The organism is Paroceanicella profunda, from assembly GCF_005887635.2.
In the GTDB taxonomy this organism is placed as follows: domain Bacteria; phylum Pseudomonadota; class Alphaproteobacteria; order Rhodobacterales; family Rhodobacteraceae; genus Paroceanicella; species Paroceanicella profunda.
The window spans coordinates 551,435-571,339 of record NZ_CP040818.1 but is presented as its reverse complement, the minus strand read 5'-3'; the positions used below and the strand labels follow the sequence as shown (position 1 = coordinate 571,339).

19 protein-coding genes and 1 tRNA gene are annotated in these 19,905 nt (G+C 71.6%); 11 read left to right on the top strand and 9 right to left on the bottom strand.

Annotation, left to right across the window (positions count from 1 at the left end):
- Window positions 1–113: 113 nt before the first annotated feature.
- Window positions 114–1,055: a choline ABC transporter substrate-binding protein gene (locus FDP22_RS02560; protein WP_138576479.1), complete on the bottom strand. Its 942-nt coding sequence runs from the start codon at window positions 1,053–1,055 to the stop codon at window positions 114–116.
- Between the two features lie 164 nt (window positions 1,056–1,219).
- On the opposite strand from FDP22_RS02560, the gene betI reads away from it, so the two are divergent.
- The 3 genes from betI to betA are packed head-to-tail and all read left to right on the top strand — an operon-like array spanning window position 1,220 to window position 5,000.
- Window positions 1,220–1,813 carry a choline-binding transcriptional repressor BetI gene (gene betI, locus FDP22_RS02555; RefSeq protein WP_138576481.1) on the top strand — a complete coding sequence of 198 codons (594 nt, stop codon included), beginning with the start codon at window positions 1,220–1,222 and terminating at the stop codon, window positions 1,811–1,813.
- The gene (gene betC / locus FDP22_RS02550) at window positions 1,810–3,315 is read left to right on the top strand and encodes a choline-sulfatase (RefSeq protein WP_138576483.1); all 1,506 of its coding nucleotides are present in this window, start codon (window positions 1,810–1,812) and stop codon (window positions 3,313–3,315) included. Before betI ends, betC begins: the two co-directional genes overlap by 4 nt.
- Window positions 3,312–5,000, top strand: a complete 1,689-nt coding sequence (gene betA / locus FDP22_RS02545) for a choline dehydrogenase (protein ID WP_138576485.1) — start codon at window positions 3,312–3,314, stop codon at window positions 4,998–5,000. Before betC ends, betA begins: the two co-directional genes overlap by 4 nt.
- Window positions 5,001–5,513: 513 nt before the next feature.
- On the opposite strand, the gene FDP22_RS02540 is transcribed toward betA, so the two are convergent.
- Window positions 5,514–6,845 (bottom strand): ATP-binding protein, encoded by a 1,332-nt coding sequence (locus FDP22_RS02540; protein ID WP_138576487.1) that lies wholly within the window; start codon window positions 6,843–6,845, stop codon window positions 5,514–5,516.
- A gap of 52 nt (window positions 6,846–6,897) precedes the next feature.
- On the opposite strand from FDP22_RS02540, the gene FDP22_RS02535 reads away from it, so the two are divergent.
- From FDP22_RS02535 to FDP22_RS02510, 6 genes are all read left to right on the top strand, one after another.
- A complete protein-coding gene (locus FDP22_RS02535) occupies window positions 6,898–7,824 on the top strand; it encodes an MBL fold metallo-hydrolase (RefSeq protein ID WP_138576489.1) in 927 nt (308 codons plus the stop codon).
- A 111-nt stretch (window positions 7,825–7,935) separates the two neighbouring features.
- Window positions 7,936–8,559, top strand: coding sequence for an MSMEG_1061 family FMN-dependent PPOX-type flavoprotein (locus FDP22_RS02530; RefSeq protein ID WP_170317563.1), 624 nt, complete (start codon window positions 7,936–7,938; stop codon window positions 8,557–8,559).
- 93 nt (window positions 8,560–8,652) lie between these two features.
- On the top strand, window positions 8,653–9,507 hold the full coding sequence (gene sseA, locus FDP22_RS02525) for a 3-mercaptopyruvate sulfurtransferase (protein ID WP_138576493.1): 855 nt from the start codon (window positions 8,653–8,655) through the stop codon (window positions 9,505–9,507).
- Window positions 9,500–10,036 (top strand): GNAT family N-acetyltransferase, encoded by a 537-nt coding sequence (locus FDP22_RS02520; RefSeq protein ID WP_138576495.1) that lies wholly within the window; start codon window positions 9,500–9,502, stop codon window positions 10,034–10,036. Before sseA ends, FDP22_RS02520 begins: the two co-directional genes overlap by 8 nt.
- 225 nt (window positions 10,037–10,261) lie before the next feature.
- Window positions 10,262–11,524, top strand: a complete 1,263-nt coding sequence (locus FDP22_RS02515; RefSeq protein ID WP_138576497.1) for a multidrug effflux MFS transporter — start codon at window positions 10,262–10,264, stop codon at window positions 11,522–11,524.
- Between the two features lie 248 nt (window positions 11,525–11,772).
- Complete coding sequence (locus FDP22_RS02510; RefSeq protein WP_138576499.1) at window positions 11,773–12,324, top strand: hypothetical protein; 552 nt, start codon at window positions 11,773–11,775, stop codon at window positions 12,322–12,324.
- 69 nt (window positions 12,325–12,393) lie between these two features.
- On the opposite strand, the gene FDP22_RS02505 is transcribed toward FDP22_RS02510, so the two are convergent.
- The 7 genes from FDP22_RS02505 to FDP22_RS02475 all read right to left on the bottom strand — a co-directional run bounded on the left by FDP22_RS02505 (window position 12,394) and on the right by FDP22_RS02475 (window position 19,292).
- Window positions 12,394–13,329, bottom strand: coding sequence for an AEC family transporter (locus FDP22_RS02505; RefSeq protein WP_138576501.1), 936 nt, complete (start codon window positions 13,327–13,329; stop codon window positions 12,394–12,396).
- Between the two features lie 109 nt (window positions 13,330–13,438).
- Window positions 13,439–14,236, bottom strand: a complete 798-nt coding sequence (locus FDP22_RS02500; protein WP_138576503.1) for an MBL fold metallo-hydrolase — start codon at window positions 14,234–14,236, stop codon at window positions 13,439–13,441.
- 3 nt (window positions 14,237–14,239) lie between these two features.
- Window positions 14,240–15,076 (bottom strand): TatD family hydrolase, encoded by an 837-nt coding sequence (locus FDP22_RS02495; protein WP_138576505.1) that lies wholly within the window; start codon window positions 15,074–15,076, stop codon window positions 14,240–14,242.
- Window positions 15,077–15,086: 10 nt separating this feature from the next.
- Complete coding sequence (locus FDP22_RS02490) at window positions 15,087–16,178, bottom strand: DNA polymerase III subunit delta' (protein WP_138576507.1); 1,092 nt, start codon at window positions 16,176–16,178, stop codon at window positions 15,087–15,089.
- Window positions 16,175–16,813: a dTMP kinase gene (tmk, locus tag FDP22_RS02485; protein ID WP_138576509.1), complete on the bottom strand. Its 639-nt coding sequence runs from the start codon at window positions 16,811–16,813 to the stop codon at window positions 16,175–16,177. Before tmk ends, FDP22_RS02490 begins: the two co-directional genes overlap by 4 nt.
- Entirely contained in the window at window positions 16,810–18,015 is a 1,206-nt protein-coding gene (locus FDP22_RS02480) for a D-alanyl-D-alanine carboxypeptidase family protein (protein WP_138576511.1), read from the bottom strand. Before FDP22_RS02480 ends, tmk begins: the two co-directional genes overlap by 4 nt.
- 35 nt (window positions 18,016–18,050) lie before the next feature.
- Window positions 18,051–19,292 (bottom strand): hypothetical protein, encoded by a 1,242-nt coding sequence (locus FDP22_RS02475; RefSeq protein WP_138576513.1) that lies wholly within the window; start codon window positions 19,290–19,292, stop codon window positions 18,051–18,053.
- A 43-nt stretch (window positions 19,293–19,335) separates the two neighbouring features.
- On the opposite strand from FDP22_RS02475, the gene FDP22_RS02470 reads away from it, so the two are divergent.
- Together FDP22_RS02470 and FDP22_RS24375 are read left to right on the top strand one after the other, a co-directional pair.
- A tRNA-Ser gene (locus FDP22_RS02470) sits at window positions 19,336–19,423 on the top strand.
- Between the two features lie 92 nt (window positions 19,424–19,515).
- Window positions 19,516–19,701, top strand: a complete 186-nt coding sequence (locus FDP22_RS24375) for a hypothetical protein (protein WP_346728834.1) — start codon at window positions 19,516–19,518, stop codon at window positions 19,699–19,701.
- The last annotated feature ends 204 nt before the right edge of the window (window positions 19,702–19,905 follow it).

Below are 19,905 nucleotides of genomic sequence, written 5' to 3'. Positions count from 1 at the left end.
CTCCCGGGCACGGGGTAGGGTGGAGGGCCGGTGCGCCCGGCGTCGGGCGCTGGTGATCCGCCCGGGCGGGGCGGCAAGGGCGGGCGGGGCGGCGCGGGGTCGCCCCGGGGGCGTCAGAGCCCGAGTTCGCTCTTCACCGCGGCCATGGCGTCGCCGCCGTCGATGGTGGTCACGCCCTCGAGCCAGGGGCCCAGCGTGTCCGGGTGGGCGGAGAGCCAGGTGCTGGCGGCCGTCTCCGGGTCATCGCCGCCATCGAGGATGGCGCCCATGATCTCGTTCTCCATCGGCAGGGTGAACTTGAGGTTCTCCAGCAGCTTGCCGACATTCGGGCACTCGGCCACGTAGCCCGCGCGGGTGTTGGTGTAGACCGTGGCGCCGCCGAGATCCGGGCCGAAGTAGTCGTCGCCGCCGGTGAGGTAGGTCATGTCGAAATTGGCGTTCATCGGGTGCGGTTCCCAGCCGAGGAACACGATGGGCTCGTCGCGGTCGGTGTTGCGCTCCACTTGGGCCAGCATGCCCTGCTCCGAGCTCTCGACCACCTCGAACTTGCCCAGCCCGAAGGCGTCGGTCTTGATCATGTCGAGGATCAGGCGGTTGCCGTCATTGCCCGGCTCGATCCCGTAGATCTTGCCGTCCAGCTCGTCGGCATGCGCGGCGATGTCGGCGAAATCCCTGATGCCCAGCTTCGCGGCGGCGGCGTTCACCGCGAGGGTGTATTTCGCGCCCTCCAGGTTCTCGCGCACCGTGTCCACCGTGCCCGCGTCGCGGTACTTGGCGATGTCGCCCTCCATGGTGGGCATCCAGTTGCCGAGGAAGACGTCGATGTCGCCCTTCTCCATCGAGGCATAGGTGACCGGCACGGAGAGGATCTTCACGTCCGGCTCGTAGCCCAGCGCCTCGAGCAGCACGCTCGCGACGCCGGTGGTGGCGGTGATGTCGGTCCAGCCGACGTCGGAGAGGCGCACGGTGCTGCAGCTCTCCGGCTCGGCGGCGAAGGCAGGCAGGGCCAGGCAGGCGGCAAGCGAGGTGGCGAGGGCTGCGGCGGGCAGTTTCATGAGGCGGATCTCCTGTTGTCTCTGTCGCGGCGCATCCTCTCGCGGGAGCGCTCCCGGGTCAATGCAAGCACGGGTCGGGCGTCTGGTCAATTTTATATTGAACGAACATTCAATAAAAGATAGGTCTGGGGCTTCCGATCCACCAGCAGCCGGAGGCGAATCCTATGCCGAAACAGGGAATGGAGCCGATCCGCCGCAAGGCGCTGATCGAAGCCACGATCCGCGCCATCCACTCCGAGGGCTACTGCAAGGTGACGATCGGGGCGATTGCACGGGAGGCGAAGGTCTCCACCGGCCTCGCGCATCATTACTTCGGCTCGAAGGAGCAACTGCTCTCGGCCACGATGCGTGAGCTCTACCGCCAGCTGGGGCGCGACGTGCGCGAGCAGCTCGCTGGGGCGCGCACGCCCATGGAACGGGTGAGCGCCATCGTGCGGGCGAACCTGTCCACCGGGCAGTTCCGGCCCGAGGTGGTCTCCGCCTGGCTCGCCTTCTACATGCAGGCCCAGACCGAGCCCGCCGCCCAGCACCTGCTGGCGCTCTACCACAGCCGGATGCAGAGCAACCTTGCCCATGCGCTGGGCCGGATGCTGCCCCGGCCGCTGGCGCGCGAGATTGCCCGCGACACCGGCGCGATGATCGACGGCTATTACCTGCGCCGCGCCCTCGGCCGCCCCGAAGCGGCGACCGAGGCCGCCGTGGCCCGCATCGAGGCATTCGTGGCCCGATCCGTTTCCGATACGGAGACCCTCGCATGACCCGCCCCAACATCCTTGTGCTGATGGCCGACCAGGTGAACGGAACCCTGTTCCCCGACGGCCCGGCCGACTGGCTGCACGCCCCGAACCTCAAGGCGCTGGCCGCCCGCTCGGCGCGTTTCGCGCAGGCCTACACGGCCTCGCCGCTCTGCGCGCCGGCGCGGGCGAGCTTCATGGCCGGCCAGCTGCCCTCGCGCACGCGGGTCTATGACAACGCGGCCGAATACGCCTCCGACATCCCCACCTTCGCCCATCACCTGCGCCGCGCCGGCTACCAGACCGCGCTCTCGGGCAAGATGCATTTCGTCGGGCCCGACCAGCTTCACGGCTTCGAGGAGCGGCTGACCACCGACATCTACCCCGCCGATTTCGGCTGGACCCCGGATTACCGCAAGCCCGGCGAGCGCATCGACTGGTGGTATCACAACATGGGTTCCGTCACCGGCGCCGGCGTCGCCGAGATCACCAACCAGCTCGAGTATGACGACGAGGTGGCCTACCACGCGGTGCGCAAGATCTACGATCTCTCGCGCGGCCATGACGCGAGGCCCTGGTGCCTCGGGGTGAGCTTCACCCACCCGCATGACCCCTACGTGGCCCGCAAGAAATACTGGGACCTCTACGAGGATTGCGCCCATCTCGACCCCGCGACCGGCTTCGTTCCCTACGAGGACCAGGACCCGCATTCGAAGCGTCTGCTCGATTCGAACGACTACACGAAGTTCGACATCAGCCCTGAGCAGGTGCGCCGGGCGCGCCGGGCCTATTTCGCCAACATCTCCTACATCGACGACAAGGTGGGCGAGATCCTCGCGGCGCTGGAGGCGAGCCGGCAGGAGGCGATCGTGGTCTTCCTCTCCGACCATGGCGACATGCTCGGAGAGCGCGGCATGTGGTTCAAGATGAGTTTCCGCGAGGGCTCCGCCCGGGTGCCGCTGATGGTCTCCGCCCCCGGCATGGCGCCCGGTCTGGTGGAAACGCCGGTCTCCACGCTGGACGTGACGCCGACGCTCGCCGATCTCGCCGGGGTCTCGCTCGACGAGGTGATGCCCTGGACCGATGGCGAGAGCCTGGTGCCGGTGGCCGCCGGCGGGCCGCGCGCCCCGGTGCCGATGGAGTATGCCGCCGAGGGCTCCTTCGCCCCGCTGGTCGGCCTGGTGCGGGGGCGCTGGAAATACGTGCGCTGCGCGCTGGACCCCGAGCAGCTCTTCGACCTCGCGGCCGACCCGGAGGAGGCGGTGAACCTCGCCGAGGCCCCGGAGCACGCGCAGGAGCTCGCCTCTATGCGCGCCCTCGCGGACGCCCGCTGGGACCTCGCCCGGTTCGACGCCCAGGTGCGCGAAAGCCAGGCCCGGCGCTGGGTCGTTTACGAAGCCTTGCGCAATGGCGCCTATTTTCCCTGGGACTACCAGCCGCTCCAGAAGGCGTCGGAGCGGTACATGCGCAATCACATGGATCTCAACGTCCTCGAAGAGGGCCAGCGTTTCCCGAGGGGCGAATGACAGGCGGTGGTATCGAGTATGTCGGCGAGGCGGATTACGTCATCGTCGGCTCCGGCTCGGCGGGCTCGGCGCTCGCCGCACGGCTGAGCGAGGATGGCACGCGCTCGGTGATGGTCATCGAATACGGCGGCACCGATGCCGGGCCGCTCATCCAGATGCCCGGCGCGCTGAGCTACCCGATGAACATGTCGCGCTACGACTGGGGCTACCAGTCCGAGCCCGAGCCGCACCTGGGCGGCCGGCGCCTGGCCGCGCCGCGCGGCAAGGTGATCGGCGGCTCCTCCTCGATCAACGGCATGGTCTATGTGCGCGGCCATGCGCGCGACTACGACACCTGGGAGGAGATGGGCGCGAACGGCTGGGCCTATGCCGATGTGCTGCCCTATTTCCGCCGGATGGAGAGCTGGCATTCCGGCGGCCATGGCGGCGACGCGGACTGGCGCGGCAAGGACGGCCCGCTGCATGTCACCCGCGGCCCGCGCGCGAACCCGCTGTTCCGCGCCTTCGTCGAGGCCGGTGGCCAGGCGGGCTACGAGCTCACCGACGATTACAACGGCGAGAAGCAGGAGGGCTTCGGCCCGATGGAGCAGACGGTCTGGAAGGGCCGGCGCTGGTCGGCGGCGAAAGCCTATCTCAAGCCCGCCCTGCGCCGCCCGAACTGCGCCGTCACCCGCGGTCTCGCCCGCCGCATCGTGATCGAGAACGGCCGCGCGACCGGGGTGGAAGTGTCGCGCGGCGGCCGGTTGGAGATCCTCCGCGCCCGGCGCGAGGTGATCGTCTGCGCCTCGGCCTTCAACTCGCCCAAGCTGCTGATGCTCTCCGGCATCGGCCCCGGCGCGCATCTGGCCGGGCACGGCATTCCCGTGGTCGCCGACCGGCCCGGCGTGGGCCAGAACCTGCAGGACCACCTGGAGCTCTACATCCAGCAGGCCTGCACCCAGCCGATCACCCTCTACAAGCACTGGAACCTCGTCTCCAAGGCGCTGATCGGGGCGCAATGGCTGCTCACGGGCACCGGGCTGGGCGCCTCGAACCAGTTCGAGAGCGCAGCCTTCATCCGCTCGCGGCCCGGCGTGGAATACCCGGACATCCAGTACCATTTCCTGCCCTTCGCCGTGCGCTATGACGGGAAGGCGGCGGCGGAGGGGCACGGCTTCCAGGCCCATGTCGGCCCGATGCGCTCGCCCTCGCGCGGGGCCGTCACCCTGCGCTCGGCCGATCCGGAGGAGGCGCCGGAGATCCGCTTCAACTACATGAGCGCCGCGCAGGACTGGGAGGATTTCCGCACCTGCATCCGGCTGACGCGGGAGATCTTCGGCCAGGAGGCCTTCGCGCCCTTCCGCGGCAAGGAGATCCAGCCCGGCGCCCATGTGCAGAGCGATGACGAGCTCGACGGTTTCATCCGCGAGCATGTCGAGAGCGCCTATCACCCCTGCGGCACCGTGCGCATGGGCCGGGCGTCGGACCCGATGTCGGTGGTCGACCCGGAAGCCCGGGTGATCGGCGTGGACGGGCTGCGCGTGGCCGACAGCTCGATCTTCCCGCGCATCACCAACGGCAATCTCAACGCGCCGTCGATCCTGGTGGGCGAGAAGGTGGCGGACCATATCCTCGGTCGCCAGCCGCTGGCGCGCGAGAACGTCCAACCCTGGATCAACCCGCGCTGGCAGGTGGCGCAGCGCTGACCTGACCACGTTCCCGCAGGGTGACCGGCCGGGCAGGAGCGGGAGCGCTCCCCCGCGCGCGGGCGGGCCCGCGCGCAGCTTCTGCGGGCAGGCCCGCAGAAGGGCAGCCGCGAGCGGCTGCCAGGAGCGCCGGCGCCGACCTCCGGCGGGGCACGGGCGGTGCCGTCCGGTCAGGCGCCGGATGCGGCGGAGCACCCGATGCCGCGACCGGCCGGGAGAGCTGGCGTGCCATGGCGCGCGGGGGCCGGTCACCGGGTGCGGCGCGGCGGATCCGGCGGCTGCGCCGGTCGCGCCACCCGCTCGGGAGTGAGGGTCGTCGTCGGGGCCCGGGAGGGGGCGCTTTGATCGGGCCGCTGCGCTGGGAGCGCTCCGGCCGCGATGTCCGGCGCGGTGGGGCGCTGTGCGCACGACGGCGCGGGGCGCGGTGCGGCGCGGTATGCGCGACGCGGCGCGGTATGCGCGACGGCGCGGAGCCGGGGCTGGGGGGCGGCAGCGGCGTCCGGGTGGGCGCCGTCAGCGCGGAAGGCGCAGCACGGCGCGCAGGCCGCCGAGGCGGTCGCTGTGGCCCAGTTCCAGCGTGCCGCCGTGGCTGCGCGCCACGTCCATCGCGATGGACAGGCCCAGCCCCACGCCGCCGCCGGCATCCTGGTTGCGGGCGCGGTCGAGGCGCACGAAGGGGCGCATCGCCTCCTCGCGGGCGGCCTCGTCGATGCCGGGCCCGTCGTCCTCCACGATGAATTCCACGAATTTCGGCAGCAGGCGCACCGCCAGCGCCACCTGCCCGCCATAGGTGAGCGCATTGTCGACGAGGTTCTGCACCGAGCGCTTTACCGCGACCGGGCGCAGCAGCACCAGCCCGTTCTGCGGCGTGTCGGAGGTGCTGGCCACCGCGATGGACCGGCCGGTGCGGCGGGTGTCCGAGCCGATCAACTCGGCGATGGCGATCGGGTCGGTCTCCTCCGCCTCCTCCGCCCCCTCGCCGCGCGCGAAGGCGAGGAAGCCCTCGAGCATGCGCTCCATCTCGTCCACGTCGCGGCCCAGTTCCTCCACCTCCAGGCCGGGGTCGGCCACGGCGAGGGCGAGCTTCATCCGGGTGAGCGGCGTGCGCAGGTCATGGCTCACGCCCGAGAGCATCCGGGTGCGCTGGTCGATCTGGCGCTCGATGCGGGCGCGCATCGACAGGAAGGCGGCGCCGGCGCGGCGGATCTCCTCCGCTCCGGCGGGGCGGAACCGCACCGTGCGGCCCTTGCCGAACTCCTCCGCGGCATGAGCCAGCTGGCGGATCGGCTTCACCTGGTTGCGCAGGAACAGCACCGCGATGGCGCTCAGCACCGCCGAGGTCACCAGCATCCAGACCAGCAGCAGATGCGGGTTCGAGGCCACCATCCGCCGGCGCGGCACCTCGGCGGCCAGGACGCCCTTCTGCGTCTGGATGCGCACGAAGACCACCTTGTCATCGGAGTTGATGTCGATGGCGAGGGGCCGCTGGATGCGGTCGGCCAGCGTGTCGACCAGCGCGCTGCCGGAGACATCGTAGAAGGCCACCGAATCGCGCTGCCGGATGGTGCCGTCCTCCAGGGTGAGGAACAGGCCCAGCGGGATCGCCAGCGCATCGAGCCGCTTCTGGGCCTCCTCGGCGTCCGGTGCGGCCTCCACCGTCTCCGCGGCATAGATCAGCTCCACGGCCACGGCCTGGGTCATCTGCTCGGTCACGCCGGCATAGTGGCGCTGGATGAACAGCACGGTCACCACCAGCTGCACGGTGATGATGGGAACCGCGAAGATCAGCAATGTCCGGGAGAACAGGCTGCGGGGCAGGTAGCGCTTGAGCCATGGCAGTTTCATCGCGATAAGCTAGCGCCCGGCCTGCGGGCCGGCAAGCCGGGAGGAGGCCGAAATGCCGTCACCTTTCATCACCGATCACCGCCCGGTGCATGGCGTGATCGAGCGCCTCGCCCCGGGTGTGCGCGTGATCACCGCGCCCAATGCCGGGCCGATGACCTTCACCGGCACGCGCAGCTATCTCGTCGGCGAGGGGGATGTCGCGCTGATCGACCCGGGCCCGGACGACCCGGCGCATTTCGAAGCGCTCTGCGCCGTGCTCGCGGCGGGGGAGCGCATCAGCCACATCCTGGTGACCCATTCCCACTCCGACCACTCGCCGCTGGCGGCGCGGATGCGCGCGCGCACCGGGGCGCCGGTGTTCGGCTTCGGGCCGCACGGCGCGGGCATGAGCGCGCAGATGCAGGCGCTCGCCGCCTCGGGCGCGGAGCTCGGCGGCGGCGAGGGCGCGGACCATGGCTTCGCCCCCGACATCGCGCTGGGCGAGGGCGACCGGGTGTCGGGCTCCGGCTGGGCCCTCACCGCGCTGCACACGCCCGGGCACCTCTCCAACCACCTGAGCTTCGCGCTGGAGGGGGAGGGGGCGCTGTTCTCCGGCGATCACGTGATGGGCTGGGCGACCACGCTGGTCTCCCCGCCCGAGGGGGACCTCGCAGCCTTCATGACCTCGCTGCGCCGCCTGCAGGAGCGCGACGACCGGGTGTACTACCCCGGCCACGGCGCGCCGGTGGCGGAGCCGGCGGCGCTGGTGGCCCATGTGCTCTCCCACCGCCAGCAGCGCGAGGCGCAGATCCGCGCGGCGCTGGAGCGCGGCCCGGCCACGCCGGCGGTGCTGGCCGAGCGCATCTATTCCGGGCTCGACGCGCGGCTGCTGCCGGCGGCGCGGCGCAACGTGCTGGCGCATCTGCTGGACCTGGTGCAGCGGGGGCTGGTGGCGCCGGAGGGCGAGATGTCCGCCGGGGCCGTCTTCCGTCGCGCATGAGCCAAAGCCCGGGGCGCGGGCTGGACGGCGCCGGCCGGCGCTGGCAGGGTGATGTCGCAACGCCGCCCCCCCCCGCGCGGGCCGCGCACCGGTGAGAGGAGACCCCTGAGCATGGCACGGATCGACACCGTGGAGGCGCTGCGCGCCATCCTTCCCGAACCCGGGCCGCGGACCTTCGCGAAGGTGCGGCCGCTGCTCGACAGCCAGGCGCTGGACTTCCTCGCCGCGGCGCCCTTCGCGGTGCTCACCACCTCGGACGCCGAGGGCCGGCCGGAGGCCTCGCCCAAGGGCGACGTGCCGGGCTTCATCCGGGTGGAGTCCCCCACGTGCGTGGTGGTGCCGGAGCGCACGGGCAACAACATGGCCATCGGCCTGCGCAACATCATCGCCACCGGCCATGCCGGGTTGCTGGTGCTGCTGCCGGGCACCTCGGAGACGCTGCGCATCTCCGGACGCGCCAGCCTGGACGACGACCCGGAGCTGTGCGCGGCGATGAGCCTGCCGGCCAAGCCCGCGCTGCTGGGCATCCGCATCGAGGTGGAGCGCGCCTTCTTCCACTGCGCCCGCTCCTTCCTGCGCGCCGGGTTGTGGAAGCCGGAAACCTGGCCCGAGCGCCGGCGCGTCTCCTTCGGCAAGGTGTTCGAGGAGGCCGGCGTGATCGAGGCCGCCGACAGCGCGAAGGTCGACATGGGCATCGACGAGGCCTATTCGAAACGCTTGTGGAGCAACAGCTGAGCCGGCGGGCCGCGACTGCCTGAAGCTTGCACTCCCGCCGCACAGTCAGTACCACCGGTGCAGACGGATTTCGGACGGAAGAGAGACGCATCCATGGCTGGCAGCGACCCACACCTGCTCGTGAGCACGGACTGGCTTGAAGCCCACCTCGGCGCGCCGGACGTGAAGGTCCTGGACGCTTCGTGGTTCCTGCCCTCCGAGGGCCGGGACCCGAAGGCGGAATATCTCGCCGGGCACATCCCCGGGGCGATCTTCTTCGACATCGACGAGATCTCCGACAACCAGTCCCCCCTGCCGCACATGGCGCCGCCGGTGGAGAAGTTCATCTCCCGCATGCGCGCGCTGGGCATCGGCGACGGCTACCGCGTGGTGGTCTACGACAGCTCCGGCCTGTTCTCCGCCGCCCGGGTGTGGTGGACCTTCCGGCTGTTCGGCAAGTCCGACGTGGCGGTGCTGGACGGCGGCCTGCCGAAGTGGAAGGCCGAGGGCCGGCCGCTGGAAGACGGCACCCCGGTGCTGCGCGACCGCCACTTCACCGCCCGGCGCAACGCGGCCCTGGTGCGCGACGTGACGCAGGTGGCCCGCGCCGCGAAGCTGGGCGAGGAGCAGATCGTCGACGCCCGCGCCCCCGCCCGCTTCCGGGGCGAGGAGAAGGAAGCCCGTGCCGGCCTGCGCTCCGGCCACATCCCCGGTTCGAAGAATGTCCATTACCGCAGCGTGCTGAACGAGGACGGCACGATGAAGGACGCCGAGGCGCTGCGCGCGGTGTTCGAGGCCGCGGGCGTGGACCTGGCGAAACCGGTCGTCACCACCTGCGGCTCCGGGGTGACCGCGGCGATCCTGAGCCTCGCGCTGGAGCGCACGGGCCACCGCCGCCACGCGCTCTACGACGGGTCCTGGGCCGAATGGGGCATGTACGGCGACCTGAAGGTGGCCACCGGTGAGTGAGGTCGCGCAGGACGCCTACACGGTGACCTGGCTGGAGATGGCGGAGCGCCCCTCCTGGCCGCGCCCCTCGCTGCCCGGAACCGTGCCGACCATGCTGCTGGCGGCGGAGGCCCCGCCGGTGCGCTGGTTCCTCTCGCTCTACGAGGGCGTGGGCGCCGCGTACCAGTGGGACGACTGGCAGAAGCGCCCCGCGGCGGAGCTGGAGGCCTTCGTCTCGCACCCGGACGTGACCATCTACACCCTGATGCGCCAGGGCTGGAGCGCCGGGTTCTTCATGCTCGACAGCCGCGTGGACGGCGTGTGCGACCTTGCCTATTTCGGCCTGATGCCGGAAGCTGTGGGGGCAGGGCTGGGCGGCTGGTTCCTGCGCACGGCCATCCACACGGGCTGGGACCGTCCCGGCACCCGGAAGCTGACCGTGAACACCTGCACGCTCGACCACCCGGCCGCGCTGCCGCTGTACCAGAAATGCGGCTTCGTGCCGGTGCGCCGGGAAGACCGTCTGCGCAGCGTGACCTACGATCACTGAACCGGCACCGGGCCGGTGACGTCTGCAGGGAAGGGGCCGGAGAACACGGCTCCCGGAGGAAACGCCACCTGAAGGCCTCTCCCTTCGCCGGGCGCGAAGGAGCCCCGCCGGCGGCATGTCGGGCGGGCAAGGAACGCTTGCGCGCCGAGCCATGCGCCGGGGGCGCCCCTGCCATGCGCGCGGCGGGATTGGCGAAGCCGCCGCTTCCCTCTATAGACTGGCCGCATGAGCACCACCGACATTTCAGCTGCGGGGCCCGGCGTGGCACCGGAGCTCCCTCGTCATGCGCCGTTGTCGACCAACGGCTTCGTGATCGTCATCGCCCTGCTGATGGCCCTGAACGCGCTCGCGACGGACATCATGCTGCCCGGCCTCGAGGTGATGGCCGACAGCCTCGGCGTGACCGACCAGAACCGGATGCAGACGGTGATCACCGCCTATCTCATCGGGTTCGGCGGCATGCAGCTCTGCGTCGGGATCTTCGCGGACCGGTTCGGGCGCAAGCCCGTGCTGCTGCTCGGGCTCGCGGTCTACACGCTCGCGGCCTTCTTCATCGCCTTCTCCCAGTCGATGGAGGCGCTGCTGATCGGCCGACTGGTGCAGGGCATGGGCGCGGCCGCGCCGCGCGTCATCGCCACCGCCACCCTGCGGGACTGCTATCAGGGCCGGGGCATGGCGCGCATCATGTCGCTGGCGATGATGGCCTTCATGGCCGCCCCGGTCATCGCGCCGCTGCTGGGCCAGACCATCATGTTCGCGGTGTCCTGGCACTGGGTGTTCGTGCTCCTGGGGCTCTACGGGCTCGGGCTCATCGCGTTCATCTCGGTGCGCCTGCCGGAGACGATGCGGCCGGAGGACAAGCGCGCCATCGAGCTCGGTTCCATCCTGCGCGCCGTCTCCACCGTGCTGACCTCGCGCCAGGCGCTGGGCTACATGCTGGCGGCGGGCACGTTCTTCGGGGCGCTGTTCGGCTTCATCAACTCCTCCCAGCAGCTGCTGGTCGGGGTGTACGGCATGGGCTCGTGGTTCCCGGCGATGTTCGCGCTCACCGCGCTGTCGCTCGGCATCTCCTCCTTCACCAATTCGCGGCTCGTGGAGCGGATGGGCATGCGGATGCTCAGCCACGGCGCCACCTGCGCCTACACGGCGCTGGGCTTCGTGATGCTGGCCTGCCACCACGCCGGCGTGCTCACCGGCTGGGTGTTCATCCCGCTGATGACCTGCACGATGCTGTTCGTGGGCATGGTGTTCTCCAACTTCAACGCGCTGGCAATGGCGCCGCTGGGCCATGTGGCCGGCATCGGCTCCTCCATCATCGGCTGCGTGACCACGCTCACCGGCGCGGTCATCGGCTACACGATCGGGCAGGCCTTCGACGGCACCGGCGGGCCGCTGGTCACCGGCTACGCGGTTTGCGGCATCGTCTCAATCGGCATCCTGCTGGTCACCGAGCGCGGCAAGCTGTTCCAGAACCACGGTGGCAACTGAGGGGCGCCGCCCCCCGCTTGCCTCCCTCACTCCCCCCTGCGAGCCTCTTCCCGGCCCCCGGCCCCCGGCCCCCGGCCCCCGGCCCCCGGGCCGCGGGGGCTGACCGCGCGCCCCCTGCGGCCGCGACGTGTGATTTCGCACGCCGCGGGCGGCGCAGGCTTTACCGGCGTCGCGGGGTGGCGGATAGTTCGGCGCAGGCCTGAGGGGCGGCGCGCGCCCCCGGCACCTCACCGGGAGACGTCCTTGCCATGAGACACATTTGCCTGGCCGCCGCGGTCCTGCTGGCGGCGCCCCTCGCCGCCTCCGCCGACGAGATCTCCGACAGCATCGAAGCCGCCCTCGCGGCCTACAACGGCGGCGATGTCGCCGGGGCGAAGGATGAGCTCGACTATGCCTCGCAGCTTCTGGGCCAGATGAAGGCGCAGGGGATGACCGACTTCCTGCCGCCGGCCCGCGACGGCTGGGAGCGGGAGGTGGACGAGCCGCAATCCGCCGCGGCTTTCGGCGGCGGCGTGGTGGCCGGGGCCACCTATACCAACGGCAGCGACGACGTGACCGTGCAGCTGATGGCCGACAATGCCATGGTCGCCTCGATGGGGGCGATGTTCGGCTCCACGGCGATGATGGGTTCGATGGGCCGGCTCACCCGCATCGGCGGGGAGAAGTTCGTCAGCGCCGACGGGCAGATCACCGGGTTCATCGGCGGGCGGGTGCTGGTGCAGGTCTCCGGCTCGGCCCCGGAGGCGGAGAAGGTGGCCTATCTGGAGATGATGGATTTCGACGCGCTGAAGGACTTCTGACGCCGGGGCGCGGCGGCGGGCCTTGCGCCGCCGCCGCTCTGCCCGGAACGGGCCGCGCGCCCCGGGGCCTCAGTGCCGCAGCAGGTAGAGCCAGCCCGAGGCGGTGATCACCGACAGGCCGGTGGCGAGCAGGAGGGCGCTTGCCGCCGCGCCCTTGCCGCGGTCGTAGATGTTGGCGAAGACATAGGCGTTCACGCCCGGGGCCATCGCCGCCGTCATCACCAGCGAGTTCACGAAGCCCTGCGGCAGGTCGAACACCTGGCTGCCGAGGAACCAGGCGATGGCCGGGTGCACGATCAGCGACAGGCCGGAGATCATCGCCGCCTCGCCCAGCGAGTCGCGCAGCGCGTAGCGGGTAAGCACGCCGCCCAGCCCGAACAGCGCCGCCGGCAGGGCGGAGCGCGCGACCATCTCGATCGCCGCCCAGACCGGTTCGGGCAGGGGGAGGCCGGAGAGGTTCGTCGCGAGGCCGAGGAACAGCCCGATCATCAGCGCGTTGCGGAACATCGCGCGCAGCACGGCGCGGGCGGTCTCCAGCGCGCCACGGCCATCGGCGCGGGCCATTTCCATCGCGGTGATGCCCAGCAGGTAGCAGAAGGGCGCGTGGATGGAGATGATGGCGAAGTTCGGCGCCAGCGCGCTCTCGCCGAAGGCGCGCGACATGATCGGCAGGCCCAGCAGCACCGAGTTCGAGAACAGCGCCCCGAAGGCCACGGCCACCGCTTCGCCCGGGCGGCGGCGGAACACGAAGAGAGCCCCTGCGATGCCGATCGCGAAGGCTATGGTGGCGCCGGAATAGAAGGAGACCAGCAGCCTCGGGTCGAACATCTCGCCCAGGTCCAGCTTCGCCACGGCCGAGAACAGCAGGCAGGGCACCGCGAAGCCCTGGGTGAACACCATCAGCCCGTCCACCGCGGACTGGGAGAAGTACTTCAGCCGCACTGCGAGATATCCCGCGCCGATGACGAGGAAAACCGGGATCACGGTGATCAGGATGTCCAGCAAGGGTCTCTCTCCGGCAGGTGGGGGCTTTCCGGGCGCTGCGGCGGGGTGCCGGTGCCGGGTGTCCCGGGGGGATGGTGCGCCCTGCTCGGGCCGGGCGCGGCCGGCCGGGTCAGAGCGTGCAGGTGATCACCATGCCGTCGAAGGCCGGGCGGATGGTCTCCGCCGTCTCCGCGTCCAGCCGGTCATGGTCGAGGTCGTTGTGCAGGTTGGTGAGCACGGCGCGGCGCGGCTGCGCGCGGGCGATCCACTCCAGCGCGAGGGCCAGATGGGCATGTGTCGGGTGCGGCGCGTAGCGCAGCGCGTCCAGCACCCAGCAGTCCAGGTCCTGCAGCGCCTCCCAGGCCGGGGCGTAGATCTCCTTCACGTCCGGCAGGTAGGCGAGCGGGCCGATGCGGAAGCCGAGCGCGTCGATGGCGCCGTGGTTGACCAGGAAGGGCCGCGCGGTGATCGGGCCGCCGGCGCCGTCGATGGTCACGTCGCCCTCGATGGTGTTGAGCTCGAGGATCGGCGGGTAGGGGCTGCCCTCGGGCTGCAGGAAGGCGTAGCCGAAGCGCTCCAGCAGCGCGGCCTGGGTCTTCGCATCCGCCCAGACCGGCAGGCGCGAGCGGCGGTTCATCACGATCATGCGCAGGTCGTCCAGCCCGTGCACGTGGTCGGCGTGCTCATGGGTGTAGAGCACCGCGTCCAGATGGCCGATGCCGGCGTCCAGCAACTGGGCGCGCATGTCCGGCGAGGTGTCGATCAGCACCCGCGTGGTGCCGCCCTCGCCTTCGCGCTCCACCAGCATGGAGCAGCGGCGGCGGGTGTTGCGCGGGTTCTCCGGGTCGCAGTTGCCCCAGTGCCCGCCGAGGCGCGGCACGCCGCCGGAGGACCCGCAGCCCAGGATGGTGAACCGCAGCTCGGCCACGCGTCAGGCCCCCGTCCGGGGGGTGGTCCCGGTGTCGGCTCCGGTGTCGGTCCAGGCGGCGGCCTTGGTGAACAGCCGGTCGAAATTGGCCGAGGTGAGGGCGGCGAACTCCGCCTCCTCCATGCCGAAGGCCTCCGCGCCCACTTTCGCGGTGAGGGCGACGAAACCCGGCTCGTTGCGCTTGCCCCGATGCGGCGGCGGCGCGAGGTAGGGGCTGTCGGTCTCCACCAGGATGCGCTCGCGCGGGGCGGCGGCGAAGATCTCGCGCAGCGCGCCGGAGCGCGGGAAGGCGGCGATGCCCGACATCGAGAGGTAGAAGCCGAGGTCCAGCGCCGCGCGGCCCAGCTCGGCCGAGGAGGAGAAGCAGTGCATCACGCAGGTGTAGGCGCCGGCGCGGTGCTCCTCGGTGAGGATGCGGGCCATGTCCTCATCCGCCGCGCGGGCGTGGATGATCAGCGGCAGCCCGGTGCGCCGCGCCGCCTCGATGTGGATGCGCAGGCTCTCGCGCTGCACCGCCGCACTCTCGGCGGTGTAGTGATAGTCGAGCCCGGTCTCCCCGATGCCGACCATCTTGGGGTGGAGGGCGATGCGCTCCAGCTCCTCCACCGAGGCCATCGGCTCCTCGGCCGCGCTCATCGGGTGGGTTCCGGCGGCGTAGAACACCGGGGCATGCGCCTCCGCGATGGCGCGCACGGCGGGCTCCGTGCGCAGTTTCGTGCAGATGGTCACCATGCGGGTGACACCGGCGGCGGCCGCGCGCGAGAGCACGCCGGGCAGGTCTTCCATCAGTTCCGGGAAATCGAGGTGGCAGTGGCTGTCCACCAGTGCGGGAGAGGTCATGTGCAGGCTTTCAGGCAGCGGAGGCGAGCCGCTGCGCGGTTGTTTCGATGTCGAGGAAGGTATCGAGCATCACCTGCCCGGGGTCAAGGTTCACCGAGCGGGCCCGGGCCATGCGCTCGCCCAGCCGCTGCACCGCCTCCGCCCAGGCGCGCGCCGGGCCCGGCCCGGGGGAGAGGCGGCGGATGAGGTCGCCCTCGCCGCGCGCCGCCTCCACCGGCAGTGCCCCCAGCGCGCCGGCCCGCGCGAAGCGCGACAGCGCCAGTGGCACCAGGCGCATCATCATGTCGTAGCGCTCTGCCGCGTCCCGGCCCGCGCAACTGTCCGCGAGGGCGATCATCCGCGGCCGGTCCAGCCGGGGCAGGGTGGCGAGCAGGGCCAGCAGCTCCTCGTATGCCGGCTGGCCGCCGTGGGCGGCCAGGCGCATCGCCTCGCCGGCCGAACCGCCGGACAGCTCCGCCAGCGCGGTGGCGTCATCGGTCTGCAGCCCCGCCGCGTCCAGCGCCGCGGCGAGGGAGGCCGCGTCCAGCGGGCCGCAGCGCAGCTCGCGGCAGCGCGAGCGGATGGTGGGCAGCAGGCGCGCCGGCGCGTGGCACACCAGCAGGAAGGCGGTGCGCTCGGGGGGCTCCTCCAGCACCTTCAGCAGGGCGTTGGCGGCGGAGGTGTTCATCTCCTCCGCGGCATCCACGATCACCGCCCGCCAGCCGCCGTCGGCGGAGGAGAGCTGCAGGAAGGTCTTCAGCCGCCGGGTTTCCTCCACGTCGATGATCTGGCGCAGGCGGGCGGCCTTCGCGTCCCAGGCCCGGCGCAGCAGGAACAGGCGCGGCTCGCTCAGCGCGGCGCAGCGGCGGAACACCGGCTGGTCCGGGGCCATGTCCAGCGGCCCGCCGGCGCCGGCCAGCAGGTTGCGCGCGATGCGCCAGGCCAGCGTCGCCTTGCCCACGCCGCGCGGCCCGGCGATGAGCCAGGCATGGTGCAGCCGGCCCGCGTCGCGCGCGGTGAGGAAGGCCTCCTCGGCGGCAGGCTGGCCGAAGAGCGCGGCGGTGCGGCGCGGGTGCGGCGCGCCTTCCACGCGATCCGGCTCGGGGATGTCCTCGGTGCTCATGCCCAGGCCCCCAGCCGGGCCTGCACGGCGGCGGCGATGCGCGCGGCCACCGCTTCCGGCGTGCCGGCCGCGTCGATCAGCGCGCAGCGCGGCTCGGCGGCGGCGAGCGCGCGGAAGCCCTCGCGCAGCGCCTCCTGCATCGCCAGGCCCATGTTCTCGAACCGGTCCTCGCCGCTCTGCCGGGCCAGCCCGCGCGAGAGGGAACTGGACGGGTCCGCGTCCAGGATCAGCGTCAGGTCCGGCTCCACGCCGATCATCAGCCGGTGCAGCTCGTCCACCAGCGGGCGCAGGTTGGCGCGGAAGCTGCCCTGGTACATGCGGGTGCTGTCGGCGAACCGGTCCGAGATCACCACCGCGCCGCGGGTCAGCGCCGGGCGGATGGTGCGCTCCAGGTGGTCGCGGCGCGCCGCGGTGAACAGCAGGATCTCGGTTTCGGGCGACCAGCGGCCCGGGTCTCCCTCCAGCACCAGGCGGCGGATCTCCTCCGCCCCGGGCGAGCCGCCGGGCTCGCGGGTGAGCACCACCTCGCGGCCCTGCCCGCGCAACGCCTCGGCCAGCAGGCGGGCCTGGGTGGACTTGCCGGAGCCGTCGATGCCCTCGAAGCTGATGAACCGCCCGGTCGGCGCCTGCGTCACTCGGCGGCCTCCGTCTCCGGGGTGGCGGTGTCGGGCCCGGCGTCATCGTTGCCGATCATGTCCTTCACGCCGGTCATGTCGATGAAGCGCCCCACGAGGTTCATCGCGGTCACTTCCATGCGGGTGATGTAGCCGCCCTCGGCCACGGCGCGGCCGGCGAAGAGCGGCTCGGTCACCGGCTCCAGCCCGGGCGCCTCGATCACCAGCCTGCCGATCTCCTGGCCTTCGGCGATCGGCGCGGGGATCGGGCCGTCGTAGACCACCGAGATCTTCACGTTCTCCCCGGCCCCGAAGGGCAGGGTGGCCAGGATGTCCTTGCCGGTGACCATCGGCACGCGGGACTGGGCGCCGAGCCAGACCTGCGCGTCCGCCAGCGTCTCGCCCTTCTTGAACAGCGCGCGGTTGGAGAATTCGCGGAACGCCCAGGAGGTGAGGCGCTCGGCCTCCTCCTCGCGCTTGCTCACGCTCTCCAGCCCGGTGATCATGAACACGATGCGCTGGGAGCCGCGCACGGCGGAGCCCACCAGCCCGTAGCCGGCCTCCTGGGTGTGGCCGGTCTTCAGCCCGTCTGCGCCGATGTTGAGGAACAGCAGCGGGTTGCGGTTCCTCTGGTTCACGCCGTTCCACTCGAACTGGGTTTCGGAGAAATACGGGTAGAACTGCGGGAACTCGGTGATGATGCGCCGGGCCAGGGTCACCAGGTCATGCGCGCTCATCCGCTGGCCCGGGTCCGGCCAGCCGGAGGCGTTGGTGAAGGTGCTCTCGGTCATGCCCAGTTCGTGCGCGCGCTCGGTCATGCGCTGGGCGAAGGCTTCCTCCGAGCCGGCGAGCCCTTCGGCCACCACCACGCAGGCATCGTTGCCCGACTGCACGATGATGCCCTGGATCAGGTCGACGATGCGCACCCGCTCGCCCTCGCGCAGGAACATCTTCGAGCCGCCCATCTGCCAGGCCTTCTCGGAGACGCGGAACCGGTCCTCGAGCGACAGGCGCCCGTCGGCCAGCGCCTCGAACAGCATGTTGAGGGTCATCAGCTTGGACATGGAGGCCGGCGGCATCTCCACGTCGGCGTTCTTGGACAGCAGCACGGCGCCGGTGTCGAAGTCGAGCATGTAGGCGGCCCGCGCCGACGTATCGAGCGCCGATGCCGGGCTGGTGAGCAGGATGCCGCTGGCGGCAAGGGCTGCGAGAAGACCGCGCATGGAGACTCTCCCTTCGGTGGGGCCGGGGCGGCGGTTCATCCGACCCGGGCCAGTGTGTCGCCCTGGCTGAACGCCGGGGTGAGGGGTGTTTCGGAAGCGGCGCCGCGGGCCGGCCGGGGCCGGGGCACGATGCCGCCAGATGCGTCGGAGGCCGGCGCCTCCAGCCGGGCCGGGCGCGGCCGCGGCAGAACCGGCGGCGCGTCGCCGACAGCCAGGCGGGGGGCGGGCTCCGGCCGACGCGGCATCCGCTCGCCGTCTGTCCGGCGCGGCGCGGCCTGACCATCGGTCGCGCGCGGCGGGCGCCGGAGCGGTGCCACGCCCCCGCGCCCGGTACCGGCCGCGCCGGGGAGGGGCCCGGCAGTGGCCGTGAGCAGGGTGCCTTCACGCGGCCCGGGGCCGTCCAGGTGCCCCGCGCGGGCCGGGTCGCTCGTGGGCGCCGCGCGCCCGGGGTCAGCCGTGGGCGCTGCGCGCCCGGGGTCAGCCATGCGCGGCGCGTGCTCGGCATCGGTCATGCGCGCAGGACCGGTCACGCGCGGATTGCCCGCAGCATCAGGCACGTGCGCTCCGTGCGAAGCATCAGTCATGCGCGGTGCGCGCGAAGTATCAGTCATGCGCGGTGCACGCGCAATCACGGTGGCCGGCAGCGCCTCGCGGCGCAGCGCGACGATGTCGAGCAGCGCCGGCTGGTCCGGCGGCAGGCCGAGTGCCCGTGCCGCGGCGGAGGACAGTTGCGCGCCCCCGGCCGGACTTGCCGCACGGCGGCGGAACATCGCGCCGGTCACGCTGCGCCCGGAGCGCGTGTCGGTCATCGCCACCCGGGCGGGATCTCCCGCGTCGGGATGCGCGATCCACACGCCGCCGATGGTCTCCTGCCCGTTCCAGCGCGCCGAAATCCGGTCGGCGAAGATCTCCGGCGCGGGCGTCTCGCGGGCAGCGCTCTGCGAGAGGCGGACAGGCGTGGGGGCGGTCTGGGACGCAGCTGGCCGGCTGGTGGACTTCAGCATCTCCGCGGCGATTTCCATTTCCGCACAGCCCGAAGTGCCCAGCAGGGTTCCCAGCAGGACGACAAGCGTCCGGCCTGTGCCGCCTCCCGGTTTCACCTCGTCCTCCGCATCACTGTCCGCAGCCTGCCCGTTGCCCGTCGGTCCGGCGGCGTCTCTTCTCGGACGGCGCGCCGGACACCCTAGTGTCAGACTACCCAATCGGCACTGGCAAGGAAAGGCCCGCCGGATCACGCTCTCGGGTCCGCCTCCGCCCGCCATGATGCCGCGTCCCATCCTCTGGACGTCGATCCGGAGCGGCGCTAGAAGAGGGCGCCTCGGAAGGGTGGCAGAGTGGTCGATTGCGGCGGTCTTGAAAACCGTTGATGCGAGAGTATCCGTGGGTTCGAATCCCACCCCTTCCGCCATTTCAGTCCCAAAGTGGGCACACTGATTCCCGCCGTTTCCCTCTCTTCGTCGCTACCAGCGTCCTCAACAGGATGTTTTTGTCGTCAGCCGCCTGCCCTGCTATGAGCGCTGGACCGTGGCCTTCGCCAACATCCTCTTCGCCAAGGGGCCGCTCACGCCCACCGAGCTGGCGCAGAAGATGCGCGAGGTCGAGGCGCGCTTCGCGGCGGCGGCCCGCCGCGGGCATCCGGGTGCGTTTCGCGCTCCGCCGTCGCGTGGCGCGCTTTGCGTCTTGTGATCCACCGGTCGCGTGGTGTGTCCTGTGTCCTGTGTCCTGTGTCCTGCAGGCGCACCGGCGAGGGGCGGGGGGGCCGCGCGGCTTGCGGGAATGACCGGACTGGCGTCACGCCGCTCCCGGGTCTCGCAGCAGGTGCAGGGGTGGGGCGAGGCGCCCAGCCGTCTCCGCCGGAGGTTCCGGGCATGCGCGGCCGTCGTCCCGGAG

Bases quoted from the DNA above. Each gene is read 5' to 3' on its own strand.
- FDP22_RS02560 (WP_138576479.1), bottom strand. From the start codon at position 1,055: ATGAAACTGCCCGCCGCAGCCCTCGCCACCTCGCTTGCCGCCTGCCTG.
- betI (WP_138576481.1), top strand. From the start codon at position 1,220: ATGCCGAAACAGGGAATGGAGCCGATCCGCCGCAAGGCGCTGATCGAA.
- betC (WP_138576483.1), top strand. From the start codon at position 1,810: ATGACCCGCCCCAACATCCTTGTGCTGATGGCCGACCAGGTGAACGGA.
- betA (WP_138576485.1), top strand. From the start codon at position 3,312: ATGACAGGCGGTGGTATCGAGTATGTCGGCGAGGCGGATTACGTCATC.
- FDP22_RS02540 (WP_138576487.1), bottom strand. From the start codon at position 6,845: ATGAAACTGCCATGGCTCAAGCGCTACCTGCCCCGCAGCCTGTTCTCC.
- FDP22_RS02535 (WP_138576489.1), top strand. From the start codon at position 6,898: ATGCCGTCACCTTTCATCACCGATCACCGCCCGGTGCATGGCGTGATC.
- FDP22_RS02530 (WP_170317563.1), top strand. From the start codon at position 7,936: ATGGCACGGATCGACACCGTGGAGGCGCTGCGCGCCATCCTTCCCGAA.
- sseA (WP_138576493.1), top strand. From the start codon at position 8,653: ATGGCTGGCAGCGACCCACACCTGCTCGTGAGCACGGACTGGCTTGAA.
- FDP22_RS02515 (WP_138576497.1), top strand. From the start codon at position 10,262: ATGAGCACCACCGACATTTCAGCTGCGGGGCCCGGCGTGGCACCGGAG.
- FDP22_RS02510 (WP_138576499.1), top strand. From the start codon at position 11,773: ATGAGACACATTTGCCTGGCCGCCGCGGTCCTGCTGGCGGCGCCCCTC.
- FDP22_RS02495 (WP_138576505.1), bottom strand. From the start codon at position 15,076: ATGACCTCTCCCGCACTGGTGGACAGCCACTGCCACCTCGATTTCCCG.
- FDP22_RS02490 (WP_138576507.1), bottom strand. From the start codon at position 16,178: ATGAGCACCGAGGACATCCCCGAGCCGGATCGCGTGGAAGGCGCGCCG.
- FDP22_RS02480 (WP_138576511.1), bottom strand. From the start codon at position 18,015: ATGCGCGGTCTTCTCGCAGCCCTTGCCGCCAGCGGCATCCTGCTCACC.
- FDP22_RS02475 (WP_138576513.1), bottom strand. From the start codon at position 19,292: ATGGGACGCGGCATCATGGCGGGCGGAGGCGGACCCGAGAGCGTGATC.